The following is a 17,469-nucleotide window of genomic DNA, read 5'->3' on the forward strand; positions in this document are numbered from 1 at the left end:
CCTAACCGACTCGGGATACCTTCGCCGGTGCTGGACCGGCCGAACAGCCTGTCCGGCGATGATCGTCACCGGGTTCGGCGGCCGAGGTGCCGGGGTGGCACCGTAGATACATGCGGCTATTGCTGAACATCATCTGGCTGGTGCTGTGCGGGTTCTGGATGGCGCTGGGCTACGCCTTCGCCGGGGTTTTGCTGGCGATCACGATCATCGGCATCCCGTTCGCCATCGCCTCCTTCCGGATGGCCAGCTTCGCGCTGTGGCCGTTCGGCCGGCGCCTGGTGGACGAGCCGACGTCGGGAGCGCTGGCAGCGATCGGCAACATCATCTGGTTGGTGCTGGCCGGCTGGTGGTTGGCGCTGGGGCACATCTTCACCGGTATCGCCCTGTGCGTCACGATCATCGGCATTCCGCTGGGCATCGCGAACTTCAAGCTGGTGCCGGTTTCCCTGCTGCCGCTGGGCAAACGCATCGTCGACGCCGACGACGCGTACGCGTTCATGCGCTTCAGATGACTTGCGCCGCCGCGTGGCAAATAAGCCGAAGCGATCCGCGCTGCGGAACCCGCCGCATCGGCGGTACGCGCCGATTGGGGGCACCCGCACCCCTTGACGGGTGCCCCCACCCGGTTCAGGCCTTGAACGGGTCCATCACGTGGTCGGTGAGGTCGGCGATCGAGTTGACCACCTTCGTCGGCCGGTACGGGAACAACTCCGCGGTGTGCTCCTTGGAGATCCCGGAGAGCACCAGGATCGTCTGCAGGCCCGACTCCAGCCCGGAGCGCACGTCGGTATCCATCCGGTCCCCGATCATCAGGGTGTTCTCCGAGTGCACGCCCAGGTGACGCAGCGCCGACCGCATCATCAGCGGGTTCGGCTTGCCCACGTAGTACGGCGCGCGGCCGGTCACCCGCTCGATCAGCGCGGCGACCGCACCGGTGGCCGGCAGCGTGCCCTCCCGGCTCGGCCCCTTCTCGTCGGGGTTGGTGGCGATGAACCGCGCACCCCCCTCGACCAGCCGGATCGCCTTGGTTATCGCCTCGAAGCTGTAGGTGCGGGTCTCCCCGAGGATGACGTAGTCCGGGTCGCGATCGGTGAGCACGTAGCCGATGTTGTGCAGCGCCGTGGTCAGCCCCGATTCGCCGACCACGTAGGCCGAACCGCCCGGCCGCTGCTTCTCCAGGAACTGCGCGGTCGCCAGCGCGGAGGTCCAGATCGCGCCCTCCGGAACGTCCAGCCCGGTGCGCAGCAGCCTGGCGCGCAGGTCGCGCGGGGTGTAGATCGAGTTGTTGGTGAAGACCATGAACGGGATGTTGTTCTCGCGCAGAGCCGCCATGAAGGCGTCCGCGCCCGGCACCATGTGCTCCTCGTGGACAAGCACGCCGTCCATGTCCATCAGGTACGTCCAAATACCGTCGCTCATCGGTTCACCTTATCCTCCGACATCATTCGGACACCCCAGCTGACCTGCCCAGACCGCGGCTCCGATTCCCCTTCCCCACCAGTGCGTTCAGAGACCATCGCGGGCTTGTGCGCTCGTCTACTGGTCGTCTTCCGGTCAGCGCTGCGCAGGCCCCTGATCGCGTTGCCGGTCTCATCGGCGATCCCCACCGCGACATCCGGCTAATCGCGACCCTTGATGTCCGCCGTCGTCGAGGTCTTGCTGCGGCGGATGCGCTCGCTGACCAGAGCAGCGCCACCCCCCAATGATCCTTGACCGACGACACGGCCCGTGATGCCAGGGCGCTGGTAAACGTCGCGGGCGCGGCGGGGCGGATGCCTTGTTCGCTTTATCCGGATGAGGTTTCGAAAGTCACGGTGGCACTGCGCGCGCCATAGCCGGGAGCCTGCCCGGCCAACCACAGCGTTTTGAGAAAGCCGCGATTGGTCCAGGTGCCGGCGAAGAGTACGAAACCGCCAGGGTCCGACTCCTGCTCTTGGGCCCAGGCCAGGGCTTCACGCACATCACAGCCGTTCAGGATGTGGTGGCTTACTACCCAGCCTTGGGGCTCACCGTGCTCGTCGTAGTGCCCCGACCACAGCTCGACTAGGAACGTCGGGTGATCCTGTCGATCGCAAACAAGCTGATCGTCGAACTGGCTTATGTCCATAGCTCTCTATGGTGCACAGGGGATCTCTTTGCTGGTGGTAGTCAGGGCAAGCTTCTGAGGCGCAGCGCCCTCCACCGGAATCATAATTGCGTTGAACTCGCCGTACCACCAGGTCGGACTCGGCGAGCTGCACGGCGGTGAGCTGGTCCGATCGTTGGCTAGCGTCGGCGAATCCCAGTTTTGGGCAAACGAGATTTCGCTGCCTGACTGCGGCAGCCAGTCTCCCCAGTAGTAGAACATCTCGCCTGTGATCTCGATGTGGCGCACGGGTGTCGTGCAGTTGACGGAGGCTTTTGCCCCAGCTCCCCTGGTGCTCGTCCTGACGTGCGGATCCCCGTTCTGCACGATGCGACACTCGGCTCGAATCCCCGGAGTTCCGGCGGAGGGCCCCGGTAGGGCGAACGTGACCACAGCGGGTGCCGCCCTAGTGGCGAGCGGTTCCGATGGCGCCTCCGCGAGGGCAACGGATGCGGTGCCCACGGCAAGAATGGCGGCGGAGAACGCTGCGCCTGCAATTCGTCCCAACTTCACGTGTCGCGACGCTACAAACGAGCACCCATGTACGGGCCCGATTCGATCATCCTCACTCCGATGGAGTATTGCCCCCGCTAAGCTTGTTGTTTAACCAGGTAGCGCTGGGGTGTGCCCCCAGTTGATCACGGACGAAGCCCTTGGTTGATCATTCCTCTTGCGACAGAAGGAAGATCACAACCAAGGGCTTCGATGATCAGTGTGCACGACACCGGCCAGGCCGATGCGTTCGGGGAGCTGTCCGGGTTCCGCCAGCGGTTCTACGACGAGTGTCTGACCAGGCGGGGGGATGCGTTGTTCGAGCTGACCGACGCGGTGCTGTGCACTGCGGGACCGGTGACCAGCCTGGCCGAACTGTCCCTTACCGCGGAGCATCGGCGCGGGCATGGTGCCGGCTACGACGCGATCAACCACGGCCGCATCGAGATCGACCGGTTACGCACCGCCCTGGCCGAGCTCCCCTTACCGCGCGCCGCAGACGGGCGGATCGCCCTGGCCGTGGACATCTCACCCTGGCTGCGTCCGGACGCCCCGTGCAGCCCCGAGCGGTTGTTCTGCCATGTCCATGGCCGCTCCCGTAGCGGCTCGCAGTTCATCCCGGGCTGGCCCTACTCCTTTGTCGCCGCGCTGGAGACCGGGCGTACCTCCTGGACGGCGATCCTCGACGCGGTACGGCTGGGGCCCGCCGACGATGCCACCGCGGTCACCGCCGCTCAACTGCGTGAGGTCGTGGGCCGGATCATCGACGCCGGACACTGGCAGCCTGGCGATCCACACATCCTGATCGTGGCCGACGCCGGCTACGACGTGACCCGGCTGGCCTTCGTTCTGGCCGATCTGCCCGTCGAGCTGGTGGGCAGAATCCGTTCCGACCGCGTCATGCTGCGGCCCGCACCGCCCCGGCCGCCGGGGACCATCGGGCGTCCGCACAAGCACGGCGGCGTGTTCACCCTGGCCGACCAGAACAGCTGGCATGCCCCCGACCACACCACCGACACCGACACCACCCGCTACGGACACGCCCAGGCGCGGGCCTGGGACCGGCTGCACCCGCGCCTGACCCACCGCGGCCCCTGGCTGGACCATGAGGGCGAGCTGCCCCTCGTCGAGGGCACCGTGATCCGTTTGCAGGTCGAACACCTGCCCGGCGATCGGGACCCCACACCGGTGTGGCTGTGGTCCTCGGTCACCGGCGCCAGCGCCGAGTTGGTTGATCTGCTCTGGCAGGCGTTCCTACGCCGGTTCGACCTCGAACACACCTTCCGACTTCTCAAGCAAACCCTCGGATGGACCCGCCCGAAACTGCGGGCACCCGACTCGGCCGATCGCTGGACCTGGCTGATCCTGGTCGCCCACACGCAACTACGCCTCGCCCGCCCCATCACCGAAGACCTTCGACGCCCCTGGGAAAAACCGGTCACCGAGCCCCGCCGGCTGACTCCCGCCCGCGTCCGGCGAGGGTTTCGCAACATCCGCGCGAAGGCCGGTCACCCGGCAGCCGCACCGAAACCCTCCCGACCCGGTCCCGGACGCCCACCCGGCTCCCCCAACACCCACCGCGCCACCCGTCACGATGTCGGCAAGACCATCAAACGCAACCTCACCCTCCAACAACACCAAAACCGCACAGGTTAAACAACAAGCTGAGAGGCTGTTGGGTATGTGAGTGATTACGCTGCGAGATGGGTCTCCACGGTGAGTCGGCGGGCGGCTTCGCGTTCGCTGGTGTTGGACCACTGGACGGTCTGGCCGGCCAGCCGGGTGGCCATGAGGCGGATCATCGCGAGCTTGATCATGGTTTCGGAGTTGACGGTCCGGCGTTCGTAGTCTCGTGCGAGGCGGCGATGACGGATCAGCCACCCAAAAGTTCGTTCGACCACCCACCTGCGCGGTAGCACCTGGAACCCCTTGACATCGTCGCTGCGTTTGACGATTTCCAGTACCAGTCCGAGTTTTTCCTTCGCCCAGGCCAGTAGGCCGTTGACGATGGAGTTGGCGTATCCGCCATCGGCCCAGACCAGCGCGATCGAGGGGAACCGGGCGGCCAGGCGTTGCAGGATCTCCCGCCCGCCGACGCGGTCCTGGACCGACGCGGAGGTGACCATGACGACCAGCAGCAGGCCGAGGGTGTCCACGATCAGGTGCCGTTTGCGGCCTGTCGTTTTCTTGCCCATATCGAACCCGCGCGCTTGGCCGCCCTCACTGCTTTTGATGGACTGGGCATCGAGCACCGCCGCCGACGGGTCCGCCTGGCGCCCGGCCTGGATACGGACCTGATCGCGCAGCGCGTCGTGAACACGGTCGATGGTGCCGTCAGCCGCCCAGGTCCGAAACCAGCGGTAGGCGGCGTCCCAGGGCAGCAGATCGCGGGGAATCATCCGCCACTGACAGCCCGAGCGCAGCACGAAGAAGACCGCGTCCAGCACCAGACGATCGCCGTATCTCCTTGCGGCACCGCCCTTTCGGCGGTCTCGTACCGGCATCAACGGTTCCAGGACCGCCCACACCTCATCGGTCAGACTGGACGGATAACATGAGCGGCGATCATCCCCGCCGGTATCGCAGTTGCACACACAACCAGATGACGGCGGGGATGATCTTTTGGTCTTCCCGACACGCCAACCATGATCAACATCACGTGGCGCTACGTGCCCACCCGGTTACCCAACAGTCTCTAAGGAGCAACCGCCGCACCTCCGGACAGGGGGTGGATGGCCACCTCGGCTGCCTTTACCACGAACCAGACCTCGTCGCCCGGGGCGAGCCGCAGGTCGGCGACGGCAGCCGGGGTCACGTCGGCCGCCAGCGCGCAGTCCCGCACCGCGCCGCGCACCCGTACGACGTCGCCGCGTGGTTCGAGCGCCGCCAACCGCACCGGGATTGCGTTGCGCGGGCTGCCGTGCGGCTGCTCGCGGTGCACGGCGACGGCCGATGGCGCGAACACCGCCGCGGCGTCTTCGCCCTGCTCCAACGCCTCGACGGTCCGGCCGCTGATAGTGCCGTCCCCGAACGAAATGCCGTCGGCCGTGGCCACCCCGGGCACTAGGTTGAGCCCGGCTACGCGGGCGGTGAAGGCATCCTGGGGCCGGGCCAGCACCTCACGGGTCTGGCCCTGCTCGACAATGCAGCCGTCAAGCAGCACCACGAGCCGGTCCGCCAGCACGACCGCATCCAGCACGTCGTGGGTGACCAGCACGGTCGGTTTCTCCTGCCGCCGCAGCACTTGGTGCAGCAGCCCACGCATGGCCGGCGCGGCATCGACGTCGAGCGCGGCCAGCGGCTCGTCGAGCAGCAGCAGTCGGGGATTGGCGGCCAGCGCCCGCGCCAACGCGACGCGCTGGGCCTGACCGCCGGAGAGCTGACCCGGCTTGCGCGCCGCCAGCCCATCTGCGTCCACTTCGGACAGCCAGCGCTCGGCGAGCTTGCCGGCCTCGGCCTTGCCGACGCCGACCGCGCGGGGGCCGAAGGCGACGTTTTCCAGCGCGGTCAGGTTCGGGAACAGTAGGGCGTTCTGCGCGAGGAGGCCCACACCCCGGCGATGCGTCGGCACGTTGATCCGGCGCTCGGTGTCCAGCCACGACGTGCCGTCGAGCTCGACCCGTCCGCGATTCGGTACGAGCTGGCCGGCCAGCACCGACAGCAAGGTGGACTTGCCGGCCCCGTTCGGCCCGAGCACCGCGAGGACCTCCCCCGGTGCCACCTCGAATTCCGCCCGCAGTGTGAAGTCGGCGCGCCGGAACTCGATGTCGGCCCGCAATCCGCTCACAGCTGTCCTTCCACGGCCTTGGGCCGGGCCACCACGATCACCAGCAGCGCGACCACCACCAGCAGCAGCGACATCGCCACCGCGGCATCCACGTCGGACTGGGCCGTGGTGTAGATGGCCAACGGCAGGGTCCGGGTGGTGCCCTGCAGGCTACCGGCGAAGGTAATCGTCGCGCCGAATTCTCCCAGCGCCCGCGCGAAGGTCAGCACCAGACTCGACCCGAGGGCGGGCAGCAGCAGCGGCACGGTCACCCGCCGGAAGGCCAGCCACGGCCCGGCCCCCAGCGTCGCGGCAACCTGCTCGTAGCGCCCGCCGGCGGTCCTCAGCGCACCTTCCAAGCCGACCACGAGGAACGGCATCGCGACGAACGTCTGCGCCAGCACCACGGCAGTCGTCGTGTACGGCAGGCGCAGTCCCGCGGCGTCGAGCCACTGTCCGATCGGTCCGGTGCGCCCCAGCAGGTAGAGCAGGGCAAGGCCGCCGACCACAGGCGGCAACACCAGCGGCAGCAACACCAATGCCCGCACCACGCGCAGACCGCGCATCCGCGATCTCGCCAGCACTAGCGCCAGCGGGCCACCCAGAACCAGGGCCAGTGCCGTGGAGATCAGGCCGGTGATCACCGAGAGCCACAGGGCGTCCAGCGCGGCAGGGCTGAGCAGCAGCTCCGGGAGCCGGGCCGGGTCGACGCGGGTCAGCAGGCCGAGGACCGGTAGGACCACGAGCGCCAGCGCGAGCACCGCTGGCGCCCACAGCACCGGCGGCACTCGGGAGGAGTGCGAATTCAATGGAAATCGACGTGCTGATTTCCATTGAAATCGCGGTGGTCCAGCGGTCACGGGGTGCCGAAGCCGTGCTTGGCGAGGACCTCGCGGCCCACCGGGCCGCGCACGAACGCCATGAACTCCGCCGCAAGCTGCTTCTCCGGGGCGGCGTTGATCGTCGCGATCGGGTAGGTGTTGATGGCCTTCGCCGCCTCCGGGAAGTCGACCGCCTGCACCTGAGCCCCGGCCGCGCGCGCATCGGTGACGTACACCAGCCCGGCGTCCGCCTCGCCCGCAACGACCTTCTGCAGCACCGACTTGACGTCGTCCTCCTCGCTGACCGGCTTCAGCTGCGCGCCCGACGCCTGCGACACCTTCTGCGTGGCCGACCCGCACGGCACCTGCGGAGCACAGACCACCACGGTCCGGCCGGAAGCCGCGAGATCGGCGAGCGAGGCGATCTTGGCCGGGTTGCCCGGCGGGACCACGATGGTCAACTTGTTGGTCGCCAGCGTCTCCGAAGTGCCGACGAGATCCCGCACCTTGTCCATGTTCTTCGTGTCCGCCGAGGCGAAGACGTCCGCGGCCCGCCCCTGTTTGATCTGTTCGGCCAGCGTCGACGAACCCTGGTAGTCGAACTGCACATGCACATCCGGGTGCTGCTGGCTGAACCGGGTGCCGAGTTCGTTGAAGGACTCGGTGAGCGATGCCGCCGCGAGCACGGTCAGCATGTGCTGCGGCTGGGATTGCGGCTGGGACTGCCCGCACCCGGCCAGCACCAAGAACGCGATCATCGCGCCAATGATCATCCTGAGCTTCGACATCATCCTTCTCCCGGCGTTTCCACCACGACGTTGGTCGACTTGACCACGGCTACCGCTAGCGCCCCGGGCTCCAACCCGAGTTCGCGCACCGCCTCGGTGCTCATCAGCGACACGATCCGGTGCGGGCCGCACTGCATCTCCACCTGCGACATGACCCGGTCCGAGATCACCTCGGTGACCAGCCCGACCAGTTTGTTGCGCGCCGACCGGCCGATGCCGGACGGGTCGGGCGTCGAGCGGGCCTGGGCACGGGCGAACTCGGCCAGCGCGGCGCCGTCGACGATGCGCCGGCCGGCGGCATCCCGCTCCGAGGGCAGGTGCCCACCTTCGATCCACCGGCGCACCGTGTCATCGCTGACGCCAAGCAGTCCGGCGGCCTCTGAGATCCGATAGTGCGGCACAGCCGGAACAATACTTCCGCAGTTGCGGGCAAAACCAGGGAATGCGTCCGCGAATCCGGATTGTTGCGCGTTTTCGTGCCGTTCTCCGAGCGCCCCGAAGGCCACCCGCACGATCGAAATTCCTGGCTGCGACACGTAGGGTCGTGGGGTGACCGCGGTGGACCTGGGAATCCCGCTCGTGCGCCGCACGATCGACATGTCCGCGCGTCCGGACACGCCCGCGCTGGTGGACCGGTTCGGTCGCGTGGCCACCGACTTGCGGGTCTCCCTTATCGACAAGTGCAATCTGCGCTGCACCTATTGCATGCCCGCCGAGGGGCTGCCCTGGTTGAAACGCGCGGAATTGCTCGACACCGCCGAGATGAACCGGCTCATCCGCATCGCCGTCGAGGAGCTCGGCATCACCACGGTGCGCTTCACCGGCGGCGAACCGCTGCTGCGCCAGGACCTGGTGGACATCATCGCGGCGACCGCGGCGCTGCCTTCCCGTCCGAAAACCTCGTTGACTACCAACGGGATCAACCTCGGCAGCTTCGCCGAGCCGCTGGTGCGGGCCGGACTGAACCGGGTCAACGTCTCGCTGGACACCCTCGACCGCGAGGTGTTCAAGCAGCTCACCCGCCGCGACCGGCTTGACGGCGTGCTTGCCGGGCTCGCCGCCGCGAAGACGATGCGGCTGGAGCCGGTCAAGGTCAACGCGGTGCTGATGCGCGGCATCAACGATCACGAGGCGCCCGGCCTGCTGGGGTACTGCATCGAGCGCGGCTACCAACTGCGGTTCATCGAGCAGATGCCGCTGGACGCACAGCACGACTGGGACCGCGAGAAAATGATCACCGCCGAGGAGATCCTGGACCGGCTCAGCGCCCAGTTCACGCTCTCCCCGGACGTGGCCGAGCGGGGTTCAGCACCCGCCGAGCGCTGGCTGGTCGACGGCGGACCCGCCACCGTCGGCGTGATCGCCTCGGTGACCAGGCCGTTCTGCGCCGCCTGCGACCGGACCCGGCTCACCGCCGACGGTCAGCTGCGCTCGTGCCTGTTCTCGACGACCGAAACGGACCTGCGCGGGGCGATGCGCACCGGGGCGGACGACGCCGAACTGATCAGGTTGTGGCAGGAGACGATGTGGGCGAAGGCGGCCGGGCACGGGATGGACTCGGGCGAGTTCGCCCAGCCGGCGCGGCCGATGAGCGCCATTGGGGGTTGAGGGGATGACGACGCTGCCGGGCCAGGTCAGGACCGTGGCCGTGCAAGTCCGATACTTCGCGGGCGCTCGCGCGGCGGCCGGAGTCCCGGAGGAGACGGTGCGCGTCTCTCGCACCGGCGGCACTGTGACGGCCGCGGACGTCATCGCGGCCGCGCTGGACCGGCATGACGAGAACCTGGCGAAGGTGCTGCCGGCGTGCAGCTTTCTGCTCGACGGGGTCGCCGTCCGGGACCGCGGCATCCAGGTCGCCGACGACGCCACCCTGGATGTCCTCCCGCCGTTCGCGGGCGGCTGAATCCCACCGTCGAGGCCCGTCGACGCGACACTGCATTACTGCGCGCGCGGGCGTGCGCGCGCACGCGAATACAACATTCGTCGGCGTGTCGTACACGCTCACTCGGGTGACATTTTGGTCCCCCCAAAGGCCGTGTCGATCTTGATTTTCGGCACGTGTCCTTCGAACAGACTAGAAGCCTCCGATCTAGCGACATAGATCACTACTCTGCGTGCTGATGTGAATCCATCTCGCGACTTCTCGGACAACCGTTCGGGCCCACCTGGGGGACGATGACGAGGAGTCGGCGGGCGGGTAAACCACTGCGACGGGCGTTGCTCCGAGAGGACAACGAGGTGACCCACGCCTCACTGACGGTGATCGATATCGACGCGGAAACGACTTGGTAACGACGCTCTGATCAGCGCAAATAGGTCGGATCGGAGCACCCATTTCGGGCGTTACTGTGACGAGCGACACATATACAAAGATTTCCGATCTTCTCGTTGGTTACGTAGTGTCGCTCCTCGGTCGGCCCCGAACCGATCAGGAAGAAGCGGGAAGCTCGCAGCGCCGAACCCTGTCCGGCGGGCTTCCGACCCCCGAAACGAACACACCGGACAGGGGCGGGGGACCCAACCACCGGGCTCCCCGAAGCCCTAGGGGTGAAGCCGGTTCCCCGGAACCGGCCGGGCTGCCTCTCAGCCCGAACCCGACAGCTCACCTCGCAGGCGCGGCAGGAGAGAGGGACATGGCTCGCTACCTAGGCAAGCACCGCAAATCGTCCAATGCCAGCCGCACCATCGCCCGCGTCGCCATCGCCGGCGCGGTGGTCGCCACCCCGATCGCAATCGCCGCCCCCGCCGCCAACGCGGCCCCGGACTGGGACAAGCTCGCCCAGTGCGAAAGCAGCGGCAACTGGAGCATCAACACCGGCAACGGCTTCTCCGGCGGACTCCAGTTCACCCCGTCGACCTGGGCGGCCTACGGCGGCACCCAGTACGCCGGCAGCGCGCACCAGGCGACGCGCGAGCAGCAGATCGCCGTCGCCGAGAAGGTCCTCGCTTCGCAGGGCTCCAACGCGTGGCCCGGCTGCACCGCCAAGCTCAACTGGACCAGCGGCGGCACCAAGGTCAGCATCAAGACCACCACGCCGAAGAAGGCCGAGACCAAGCCCGCGCCCAAGCCCAAGCCCAAGCCCAAGGCGACCCCCAGCAAGCCCGCGGTGAAGTCCAACGGCGCGGACTACACGGTCCAGCTCGGTGACACGCTGAGCAAGATCGGCGAGATGTTCGGCGTGAGCTACCAGGACATCGCTCACCGCAACTCGGACATCATCCATGACCCGAACCTGATCTTTCCGGGCCAGCAGCTCGACATCAAATGATCTGACCGACCGGCTGGTCCGGTCGGCAAGGAGTACGTGTCGTAACCCCCGACACGGCACGTGCTCCGCACCTCTCGGAAACCCCCACCGCACGCCCCCAGCGGTGGGGGTTCCGTCATTTCCGGGCAAGCGCCACCCCGCGCCGCCCACCCGAACCGACGCGGCCCCTCGGATGCCCCGAGTACTTGCGGGTCATCACGACCAGCCGTGCTCCCTGGCGTTCACCCGCGGAGCCCAGCTCTCATGGGCAGTTGACCCATTCTTCGGTGTTGTCTTCGAAGACCTGGCGCTTCCAGATCGGTAGCCGCCGCTTGACCTCGTCGACCAGCTCCGAGCAGGCGCTGAAACCCTGCTTGCGGTGCTCCGCCGCCACCGCGCAGCCGAGGGCCACATCGCCGATCTTGAGCAGCCCGGTGCGGTGCGACACCGCGATCGCTCGCACACCCTCGAAGCGGGCCGCGATGTCCTGGGCAACCTCGGCGATCACCTCGGCGGCGCTGGGGTGCCCGACATATTCGAGCTCGCGGACCCCGCGTCCGCCGTCGTGGTCGCGAACGACCCCGCCGAAGGTCACCACGGCGCCGGCCGCGCGGTGCTCGACCGACCGGGCCAGGGCCTCCACATCGATCACCTGCTCGGTCACGTCGGCCCGCAGGACGTCCGCCACCACCCGCTTCGGGGTCGCGTGATCGCCCCCGTGCAGCTGGTCGACGGCGTGGTCCAGGACCCCGTCGAGCACGCCGAGCCCGTCCTTGACGCCGCCGCGCGAGCCCGGCAGGTTCACGATCAACGTCCGCCCGCTGACCCCGGCCAGCCCGCGGGAGAGCACCGCCGTCGGGACCTCGGGCAGACCTGCCGAGCGGATCGCCTCCGCAAGTCCAGGTATCGGGTAGTCGAGCACGGCCGCCGTGACCTCGGGGGTGCGGTCCGTCGGGCTGATCCCGGTGCCGCCGGTGGTGATCACGACGTCCGCGCCGTCGGCGACCGCGCGACGCAGCTCCTCCCCCACCGGGTCACCGTCGGGCACCACGACGGGATCGGGCGTCGAGTAACCGTGCCCACGCAGCCACTCGACGATCACCGGACCGGTGCGGTCCGGGTACACGCCGGACGCAGCGCGGTTGGACGCGGCGATCACTCGCGCTGTCCTCGTCATGGAGACCTCCTGTGTATTGCGCCCCGTCCGAACGTCGGCCGCAGGGCCATCTTTTAGGCCAGGCCGACACCGCATCAAACGGCCGGTGTCAGTCGTCGCGCGTCCAGGTCCCGGTCTTGCCGCCCTCCTTGCGCTCCACCCGGACGGCGTCGAGCACGGCGGCAGGGTCGACGGCCTTGATCATGTCGTGCAGCGCGAGCCCGGCCCCGGCGACCGCGGTGAGCGCCTCCATCTCGACGCCGGTGCGGTCGGTGGTCTTCACCGTCGCGGTGATCCGCACTTCGGCCTCGCCGAGCGCGAGTTCCACCTTGGCACCGGAGATCGCGATCGGATGGCACAGCGGAATCAGGTCCGGGGTTCGCTTGGCGGCCATGATGCCGGCGATCCGGGCGGTCGCGATCGCGTCGCCCTTCGGCAGCCCGTCGCGGCGCAGCAACGCGATCACCTCGGCGGTCGTGCGCACCACACCGCTGGCGACCGCGATGCGGGCGGTGGGCTGCTTTCCGGAGACGTCGACCATGCGAGCCGCGCCCGCCTCATCGACATGCGTTAGCTCGTCCTGCGCCATACCCCGAGCGTAGACCGCCGATTTCGGCGCGCGCGGCAACGGTCGCACAGCGGCCGCTGCCGCCCGGTGCGAGCACCCGCGGACCGCCGGCCCCGGGTGCCGCACCTCGGACGATCAGTACTCGGTGTCCTCGCCCATGGACCAGGGCAGGGCGGAACCGCCGTGCGGGGCCGGGTCACCGGCCTGCGACGCGAGTGCCGCGCGCTTGACCGCGTCGGCGACCGCCGGGGCCACCGCCGAGTCGAACACGCTCGGCACGATGAACGACGCGTTGAGCCGTTCCCCGTCCACGACGTCGGCGATCGCATTCGACGCCGCGACCATCATCTCGTCGGTGATCTTGTGCGCATGCGCGTCCAGCAGCCCGCGGAAGACACCGGGGAAGGCAAGCACGTTGTTGATCTGGTTCGGGTAGTCGCTGCGGCCGGTGGCCACGACGGTGGCGTGCTTCTGCGCCTCCAGCGGGTCGATCTCCGGGTCCGGGTTGGCCAGCGCGAACACGATCGAGTCGGCGCTCATGGTCGCGACGTCGTCCGCGGTGAGCAGGTTCGGCGCGGACACCCCGATGAACACATCCGCCTCGCGAACCGCGTCGGACAACGTGCCGGTGCGGCCATCCTTGTTGGTGGCCTCCGCGATGGACTGCAGGTTCGGATCGGCGTCGCCACGTCCGCTGTGGACGATGCCGTCAATATCGACTGCGATGATGTCGCCGGGTTTCTTGTGCTGCAGCAGGCGGATGATGGCCGAACCGGCGGCGCCGACGCCGCACACCACGATGCGGCAGTCGGTGATGTCCTTGTTCACCACGCGCAGCGCGTTGCGCAGCGCGCCGAGCACCACGACCGCGGTGCCGTGCTGGTCGTCGTGGAAGACCGGGATGTTCAGCTTCTCCCGCAGCCGGGCCTCGATCTCGAAGCAGCGCGGGGCTGCGATGTCCTCCAGGTTGATACCGCCGTAGACCGGGGCGATCAGCTCCACGGCCCGGATGATCTCCTCGGTGTCCTGGGTGTCCAGGCAGACCGGCCAGGCGTTGACCCCGGCGAACTTCTTGAAGAGCGCGGCCTTGCCCTCCATGACCGGCAACGCGGCCTCCGGGCCGATGTTGCCCAGCCCCAGCACGGCCGAGCCGTCGGTGACCACCGCGACCGCGTTGCGCTTGACGGTCAGGCGGCGGGCGTCTTCGGGGTTCTCCGCGATCGCGGTGCAGACCCGCGCCACCCCCGGGGTGTAGGCGCGGGAGAGGTCGTCGCGGTTGTTGAGCGCGACCCGCGAGTTGACCTCGATCTTGCCGCCGAGGTGAACCAGGAAGGTCCGGTCGGAGATCTTGCGCACCCGGACGCCGGGCAGCGCGCCCAAGACCTCGGCGAGGTCGTTGGCGTGATCCGCCGACAACGCGTTGCAGGTGATGTCGACGACGATGCGATCGGCGTGCGACTCGACGACGTCGAACGCCGTGATGACCCCGCCGGCGCGTCCGATCGCACTGGTCAGGTCGCCCGCCGCGGTCGTCGACGGCGGCGCCTCGACGCGAACGGTGATCGAATAACCCGGACCTGGAACCGGCATGGCACACCCCTGTCGAGCTGATCGGCTGTGGACTTGGCGGGTGCCGTTCTCCGGCGGCCCGCGAGCCGCCGGAGCAGATCGCTCCTCCGGGATGCAAGCCCTGCGGGCCCGCTAAGCGACCGGAACTTCACCCAGCACGAAAAAGCCTAAAACTTTCCAGAGTGTGAGCGACGTCCGGTTCCCGTTACCGACGGTCCCTCTTGACAGGAGCGCTACTTGTTGATGCGCGTGACCGGGTGGACGTACGGCACGGCGTCCTGCCCGAGCGGAAAGGCGGTCTCCCCGAACGGCGACAGCGCGCCCTGCTTGTCGGCCAGGAACTCGCTCACCGGGTGATCGCCCTCGCCGACCTTCGGCCAAGACGGGTCAATGCGGTCCTTTTTGGCTTTGCCGGCCACGTCGTCCTCCTGTGCATTCCGGCTGCGGTGTACTTCCAGTTTGCCGGATCCTGCCCCAGACCTCACCCAAGGGGGCGCGGCGAAACAAAACAAGTGCGACGCATCTCTCACCCGCGCGAAACGACCGAGAGGTCGCGCAAGCGACGAGCCACCCGGTCGCGGCGACGCCGACTCCAGCCAACGGCCACCCGCATCGCCGCGCGGAGACGACCTATTCGCCCGGGGGCGGCTGGGTATCGTGAGGGAGATGTCATCACTCGCGGATTGGCTGCGGGCGCGCAGCGACGAACAGCTTGTCGCGCTGCTTCGCGCCCGGCCCGACCTCGCGACCCCGCCGCCCGCCGATACCTCGGTGCTAGCGACGCGCGTTGGCGTGCGCTCGTCGGTCGCGCGGGCCTGCGAGGACCTCGACTCCTTCACCCTCGCCACACTCGAAGCGCTGGTGCTGCTCGACGCGGATGATGCGCCCGTGCCGCTGGACGCCGTTACCGAGTTGCTCGGCCGCGATGTCACGGTCGAACGCGCCCGCCGATCCGTCGCGCAGCTGCGCGATCTCGCGCTGACCTGGGGCGAGGACAGCGAGCTCGCCGTGGCTCCGGCGGCACGGGAGGCCTTGCCGACCTTCCCCGCCGGTCTCGGACGCGCCGCCGACCACCTCACCGGCGCGGCGGCGAAAGCGGCGTTGGCCGAGCTCGACAAGGAGGAGCGGCGGCTGGTCGACAAGCTCGCCGGGGGCGCGCCGATCGGGCGCACCAAGGACGCGGCCAAGCAGGTTCCGCTGGAGCAGGCGACTAATCCGGTGCAACGGCTGCTCGCGAAGGGGTTGCTGCTGCGGCGCGATGCCGAGACCGTCGAGCTGCCGCGCCAGCTCGCCCTGGCCGTGCGCGGCGACCGGCCAATGGGCGCGGTCGAACCCGACGAGCCCGTACCGGATCTGACCGGCACCGATCAGTCCACAGTAGACAAAACGGCGGGCGGCGAGGCGCTGGAGCTGCTGCGGCACGTGGAGGGTCTGCTGAACACCTGGGGCGAGGAGCCGCCCGACGTGCTGCGTTCCGGCGGCGTCGGGGTACGCGACCTGCGCCGCACCGCCAAGGCCATCGACGTCGACGAGAACCGGCTGGGTCTGCTCGTGGAACTCGCGACCGCGGCCAACCTGCTGGCCAGCAGCGACGGCGCGGCACCGCAGTGGGTCCCCACCATCGAGTCCGACACCTGGCTGGCCGCCCCGCCCGAACAGCGCTGGGCGACCCTGGCCCAAGCCTGGCTCGACCTGCCCCGGCTGCCCGGCCTGATCGGCGCCCGCGACGAGAAGGACCGGCTGCTCAACCCGCTCTCCGAAGACCTACGCCGACCGCTCGCGCCGAAGGACCGCCGCCGCATCCTCGACTACCTCGACGAACTGCCCGGTGGCTACGGGGCCCGGCCGGACGACGTCGCCGCGGTCCTCGGGTGGCGTGCCCCGCGCCGCGGTGGGCGGCTTCGCGACGACCTGGTGCGCTGGACCCTCGCCGAAGCCACCACCCTCGGCATCGTCGCCCTGCACGCGATGACCACCGCCGGACGCGTCCTGCTCGCCGACGGATCGGCCGAAGCGGCCCGCCAACTCGCCCTTGCATTGCCCGAACCCCTGGACCACGTCCTTGTGCAGGCCGACCTCACCGTCGTCGCCCCGGGTCGCCTCGAACCCGAGCTCGCCATCGAGATGAAGCTCGTCGCGGACGTCGAATCCGCCGGTAGCGCCACCGTTTACCGGATCAGCGACGGCAGCATCCGACGCGCCCTCGATACCGGCTACACCGCCGACGACCTGCACGCGCTGTTCCGCACCCGCTCGCGCACCCCGGTCCCGCAGTCGTTGACCTACCTGATCGACGACGTCGCCCGCCGCCACGGCCTGCTCCGCGCGGGCACCGCCGCGGCCTTCCTGCGCTGCGACGACCCGCTGCTGCTGGCGGAAATCCTGGCCAAGCCGGAAACCGAGGAACTCGAACTCCGCCGCATCGCGCCCACCGTCCTGGTCAGCCCGCTGCCGCTGGCCGACGTAGTCGCCGAACTACGCGCCGCCGGATTCGCCCCGGTCGCCGAAGGCCCCGACGGCAACGTGCTTGACCTGCGGGAGAGCGGGCGGCGCGTGCGCGGCAAAAGCCGCCCTGCGCAGCCGGCGGCGATCGCCGCGCCGAGCGAGGAGCAGCTCGGCGAGCTCGTGGCGCACCTGCGAGCCGGCGACCGGGCCGGGGCGGCGCGGCGCGGCAGCACCGTGCGCCCCGAACGCGGGCGGCCGAGTGCCGAAGCGACGCTGCAGCTGCTGCGCGACGCGGCGCAACAGCGCCGGAGCGTGTGGTTGGGGTTCGTCGACACGCACGGAGTGCGCAGCCAGCGCGTGGTGCGGCCGGTGAGCGTCGGCGGCGGGATCCTGCAGGGCTTCGACCCCAGCAGCGAAGAGCTGGGCAACTTCCCCTTGCACCGCATCATGTCCGTCGCCCTCGTCGAGGACTGAGCGATTTCAAGGGAAAT

Annotated in this window: 17 protein-coding genes and 1 riboswitch; of the genes, 6 read left to right on the forward strand and 11 right to left on the reverse strand. The window is 68.8% G+C overall.

The features are described 5' to 3' along the window. Nucleotides 1–110: 110 nt before the first annotated feature. Nucleotides 111–512 carry a YccF domain-containing protein gene (locus BJ970_RS06655; protein ID WP_184725074.1) on the forward strand — a complete coding sequence of 134 codons (402 nt, stop codon included), beginning with the start codon at nt 111–113 and terminating at the stop codon, nt 510–512. 115 nt (nt 513–627) lie between these two features. On the opposite strand, the gene BJ970_RS06660 is transcribed toward BJ970_RS06655, so the two are convergent. After that, nucleotides 628–1,419: an HAD-IIA family hydrolase gene (locus BJ970_RS06660; RefSeq protein WP_221467061.1), complete on the reverse strand. Its 792-nt coding sequence runs from the start codon at nt 1,417–1,419 to the stop codon at nt 628–630. 367 nt (nt 1,420–1,786) lie between these two features. After that, nucleotides 1,787–2,107 (reverse strand): hypothetical protein, encoded by a 321-nt coding sequence (locus BJ970_RS06665; RefSeq protein ID WP_184725076.1) that lies wholly within the window; start codon nt 2,105–2,107, stop codon nt 1,787–1,789. Between the two features lie 732 nt (nt 2,108–2,839). Here BJ970_RS06665 and BJ970_RS06670 point away from each other — a divergent pair. Further along, a complete protein-coding gene (locus BJ970_RS06670; RefSeq protein ID WP_312864433.1) occupies nt 2,840–4,273 on the forward strand; it encodes an NF041680 family putative transposase in 1,434 nt (477 codons plus the stop codon). 35 nt (nt 4,274–4,308) lie between these two features. On the opposite strand, the gene BJ970_RS06675 is transcribed toward BJ970_RS06670, so the two are convergent. The 5 genes from BJ970_RS06675 to BJ970_RS06695 form a co-directional block, all read right to left on the reverse strand. Next, nucleotides 4,309–5,211 carry an IS5 family transposase gene (locus tag BJ970_RS06675; RefSeq protein ID WP_312864142.1) on the reverse strand — a complete coding sequence of 301 codons (903 nt, stop codon included), beginning with the start codon at nt 5,209–5,211 and terminating at the stop codon, nt 4,309–4,311. A 101-nt stretch (nt 5,212–5,312) separates the two neighbouring features. After that, nucleotides 5,313–6,404 carry a sulfate/molybdate ABC transporter ATP-binding protein gene (locus tag BJ970_RS06680; RefSeq protein ID WP_184725080.1) on the reverse strand — a complete coding sequence of 364 codons (1,092 nt, stop codon included), beginning with the start codon at nt 6,402–6,404 and terminating at the stop codon, nt 5,313–5,315. Then, the gene (locus BJ970_RS06685; protein ID WP_184728925.1) at nt 6,401–7,171 is read right to left on the reverse strand and encodes an ABC transporter permease; all 771 of its coding nucleotides are present in this window, start codon (nt 7,169–7,171) and stop codon (nt 6,401–6,403) included. The genes BJ970_RS06680 and BJ970_RS06685 overlap by 4 nt, the downstream gene beginning before the upstream one ends. 68 nt (nt 7,172–7,239) lie before the next feature. Beyond that, nucleotides 7,240–7,995 (reverse strand): molybdate ABC transporter substrate-binding protein, encoded by a 756-nt coding sequence (modA, locus tag BJ970_RS06690; protein WP_184725082.1) that lies wholly within the window; start codon nt 7,993–7,995, stop codon nt 7,240–7,242. Next, nucleotides 7,992–8,393 carry a TOBE domain-containing protein gene (locus BJ970_RS06695; protein ID WP_184725084.1) on the reverse strand — a complete coding sequence of 134 codons (402 nt, stop codon included), beginning with the start codon at nt 8,391–8,393 and terminating at the stop codon, nt 7,992–7,994. Before BJ970_RS06695 ends, modA begins: the two co-directional genes overlap by 4 nt. Nucleotides 8,394–8,541: 148 nt before the next feature. Here BJ970_RS06695 and moaA point away from each other — a divergent pair, with 148 nt between their 5' ends. From moaA to BJ970_RS06710, 3 genes are all read left to right on the forward strand, one after another. Then, nucleotides 8,542–9,600: a GTP 3',8-cyclase MoaA gene (gene moaA, locus BJ970_RS06700; RefSeq protein WP_376775001.1), complete on the forward strand. Its 1,059-nt coding sequence runs from the start codon at nt 8,542–8,544 to the stop codon at nt 9,598–9,600. A gap of 4 nt (nt 9,601–9,604) precedes the next feature. Further along, nucleotides 9,605–9,895 (forward strand): MoaD/ThiS family protein, encoded by a 291-nt coding sequence (locus tag BJ970_RS06705; protein WP_184725086.1) that lies wholly within the window; start codon nt 9,605–9,607, stop codon nt 9,893–9,895. A gap of 583 nt (nt 9,896–10,478) precedes the next feature. After that, nucleotides 10,479–10,624: riboswitch (cyclic di-AMP (ydaO/yuaA leader) on the forward strand. Between the two features lies 1 nt (nt 10,625). Then, nucleotides 10,626–11,261 carry a transglycosylase family protein gene (locus tag BJ970_RS06710; protein ID WP_184725088.1) on the forward strand — a complete coding sequence of 212 codons (636 nt, stop codon included), beginning with the start codon at nt 10,626–10,628 and terminating at the stop codon, nt 11,259–11,261. A gap of 241 nt (nt 11,262–11,502) precedes the next feature. On the opposite strand, the gene BJ970_RS06715 is transcribed toward BJ970_RS06710, so the two are convergent. The 4 genes from BJ970_RS06715 to BJ970_RS06730 form a co-directional block, all read right to left on the reverse strand. Beyond that, nucleotides 11,503–12,417, reverse strand: coding sequence for a molybdenum cofactor biosynthesis protein MoaE (locus tag BJ970_RS06715; protein ID WP_184725090.1), 915 nt, complete (start codon nt 12,415–12,417; stop codon nt 11,503–11,505). An 88-nt stretch (nt 12,418–12,505) separates the two neighbouring features. Then, a complete protein-coding gene (gene moaC / locus BJ970_RS06720) occupies nt 12,506–12,985 on the reverse strand; it encodes a cyclic pyranopterin monophosphate synthase MoaC (RefSeq protein WP_184725092.1) in 480 nt (159 codons plus the stop codon). A gap of 114 nt (nt 12,986–13,099) precedes the next feature. Further along, nucleotides 13,100–14,554: an NAD-dependent malic enzyme gene (locus BJ970_RS06725; RefSeq protein ID WP_184725094.1), complete on the reverse strand. Its 1,455-nt coding sequence runs from the start codon at nt 14,552–14,554 to the stop codon at nt 13,100–13,102. Nucleotides 14,555–14,766: 212 nt separating this feature from the next. Further along, entirely contained in the window at nt 14,767–14,952 is a 186-nt protein-coding gene (locus BJ970_RS06730) for a hypothetical protein (RefSeq protein WP_184725096.1), read from the reverse strand. 247 nt (nt 14,953–15,199) lie between these two features. Between BJ970_RS06730 and BJ970_RS06735 the strand changes: the two genes are divergently transcribed. Next, nucleotides 15,200–17,452 (forward strand): helicase-associated domain-containing protein, encoded by a 2,253-nt coding sequence (locus tag BJ970_RS06735; protein WP_184725098.1) that lies wholly within the window; start codon nt 15,200–15,202, stop codon nt 17,450–17,452. Nucleotides 17,453–17,469 lie beyond the last annotated feature (17 nt).

The sequence above is a fragment of the Saccharopolyspora phatthalungensis genome, from assembly GCF_014203395.1.
GTDB lineage: Bacteria > Actinomycetota > Actinomycetes > Mycobacteriales > Pseudonocardiaceae > Saccharopolyspora > Saccharopolyspora phatthalungensis.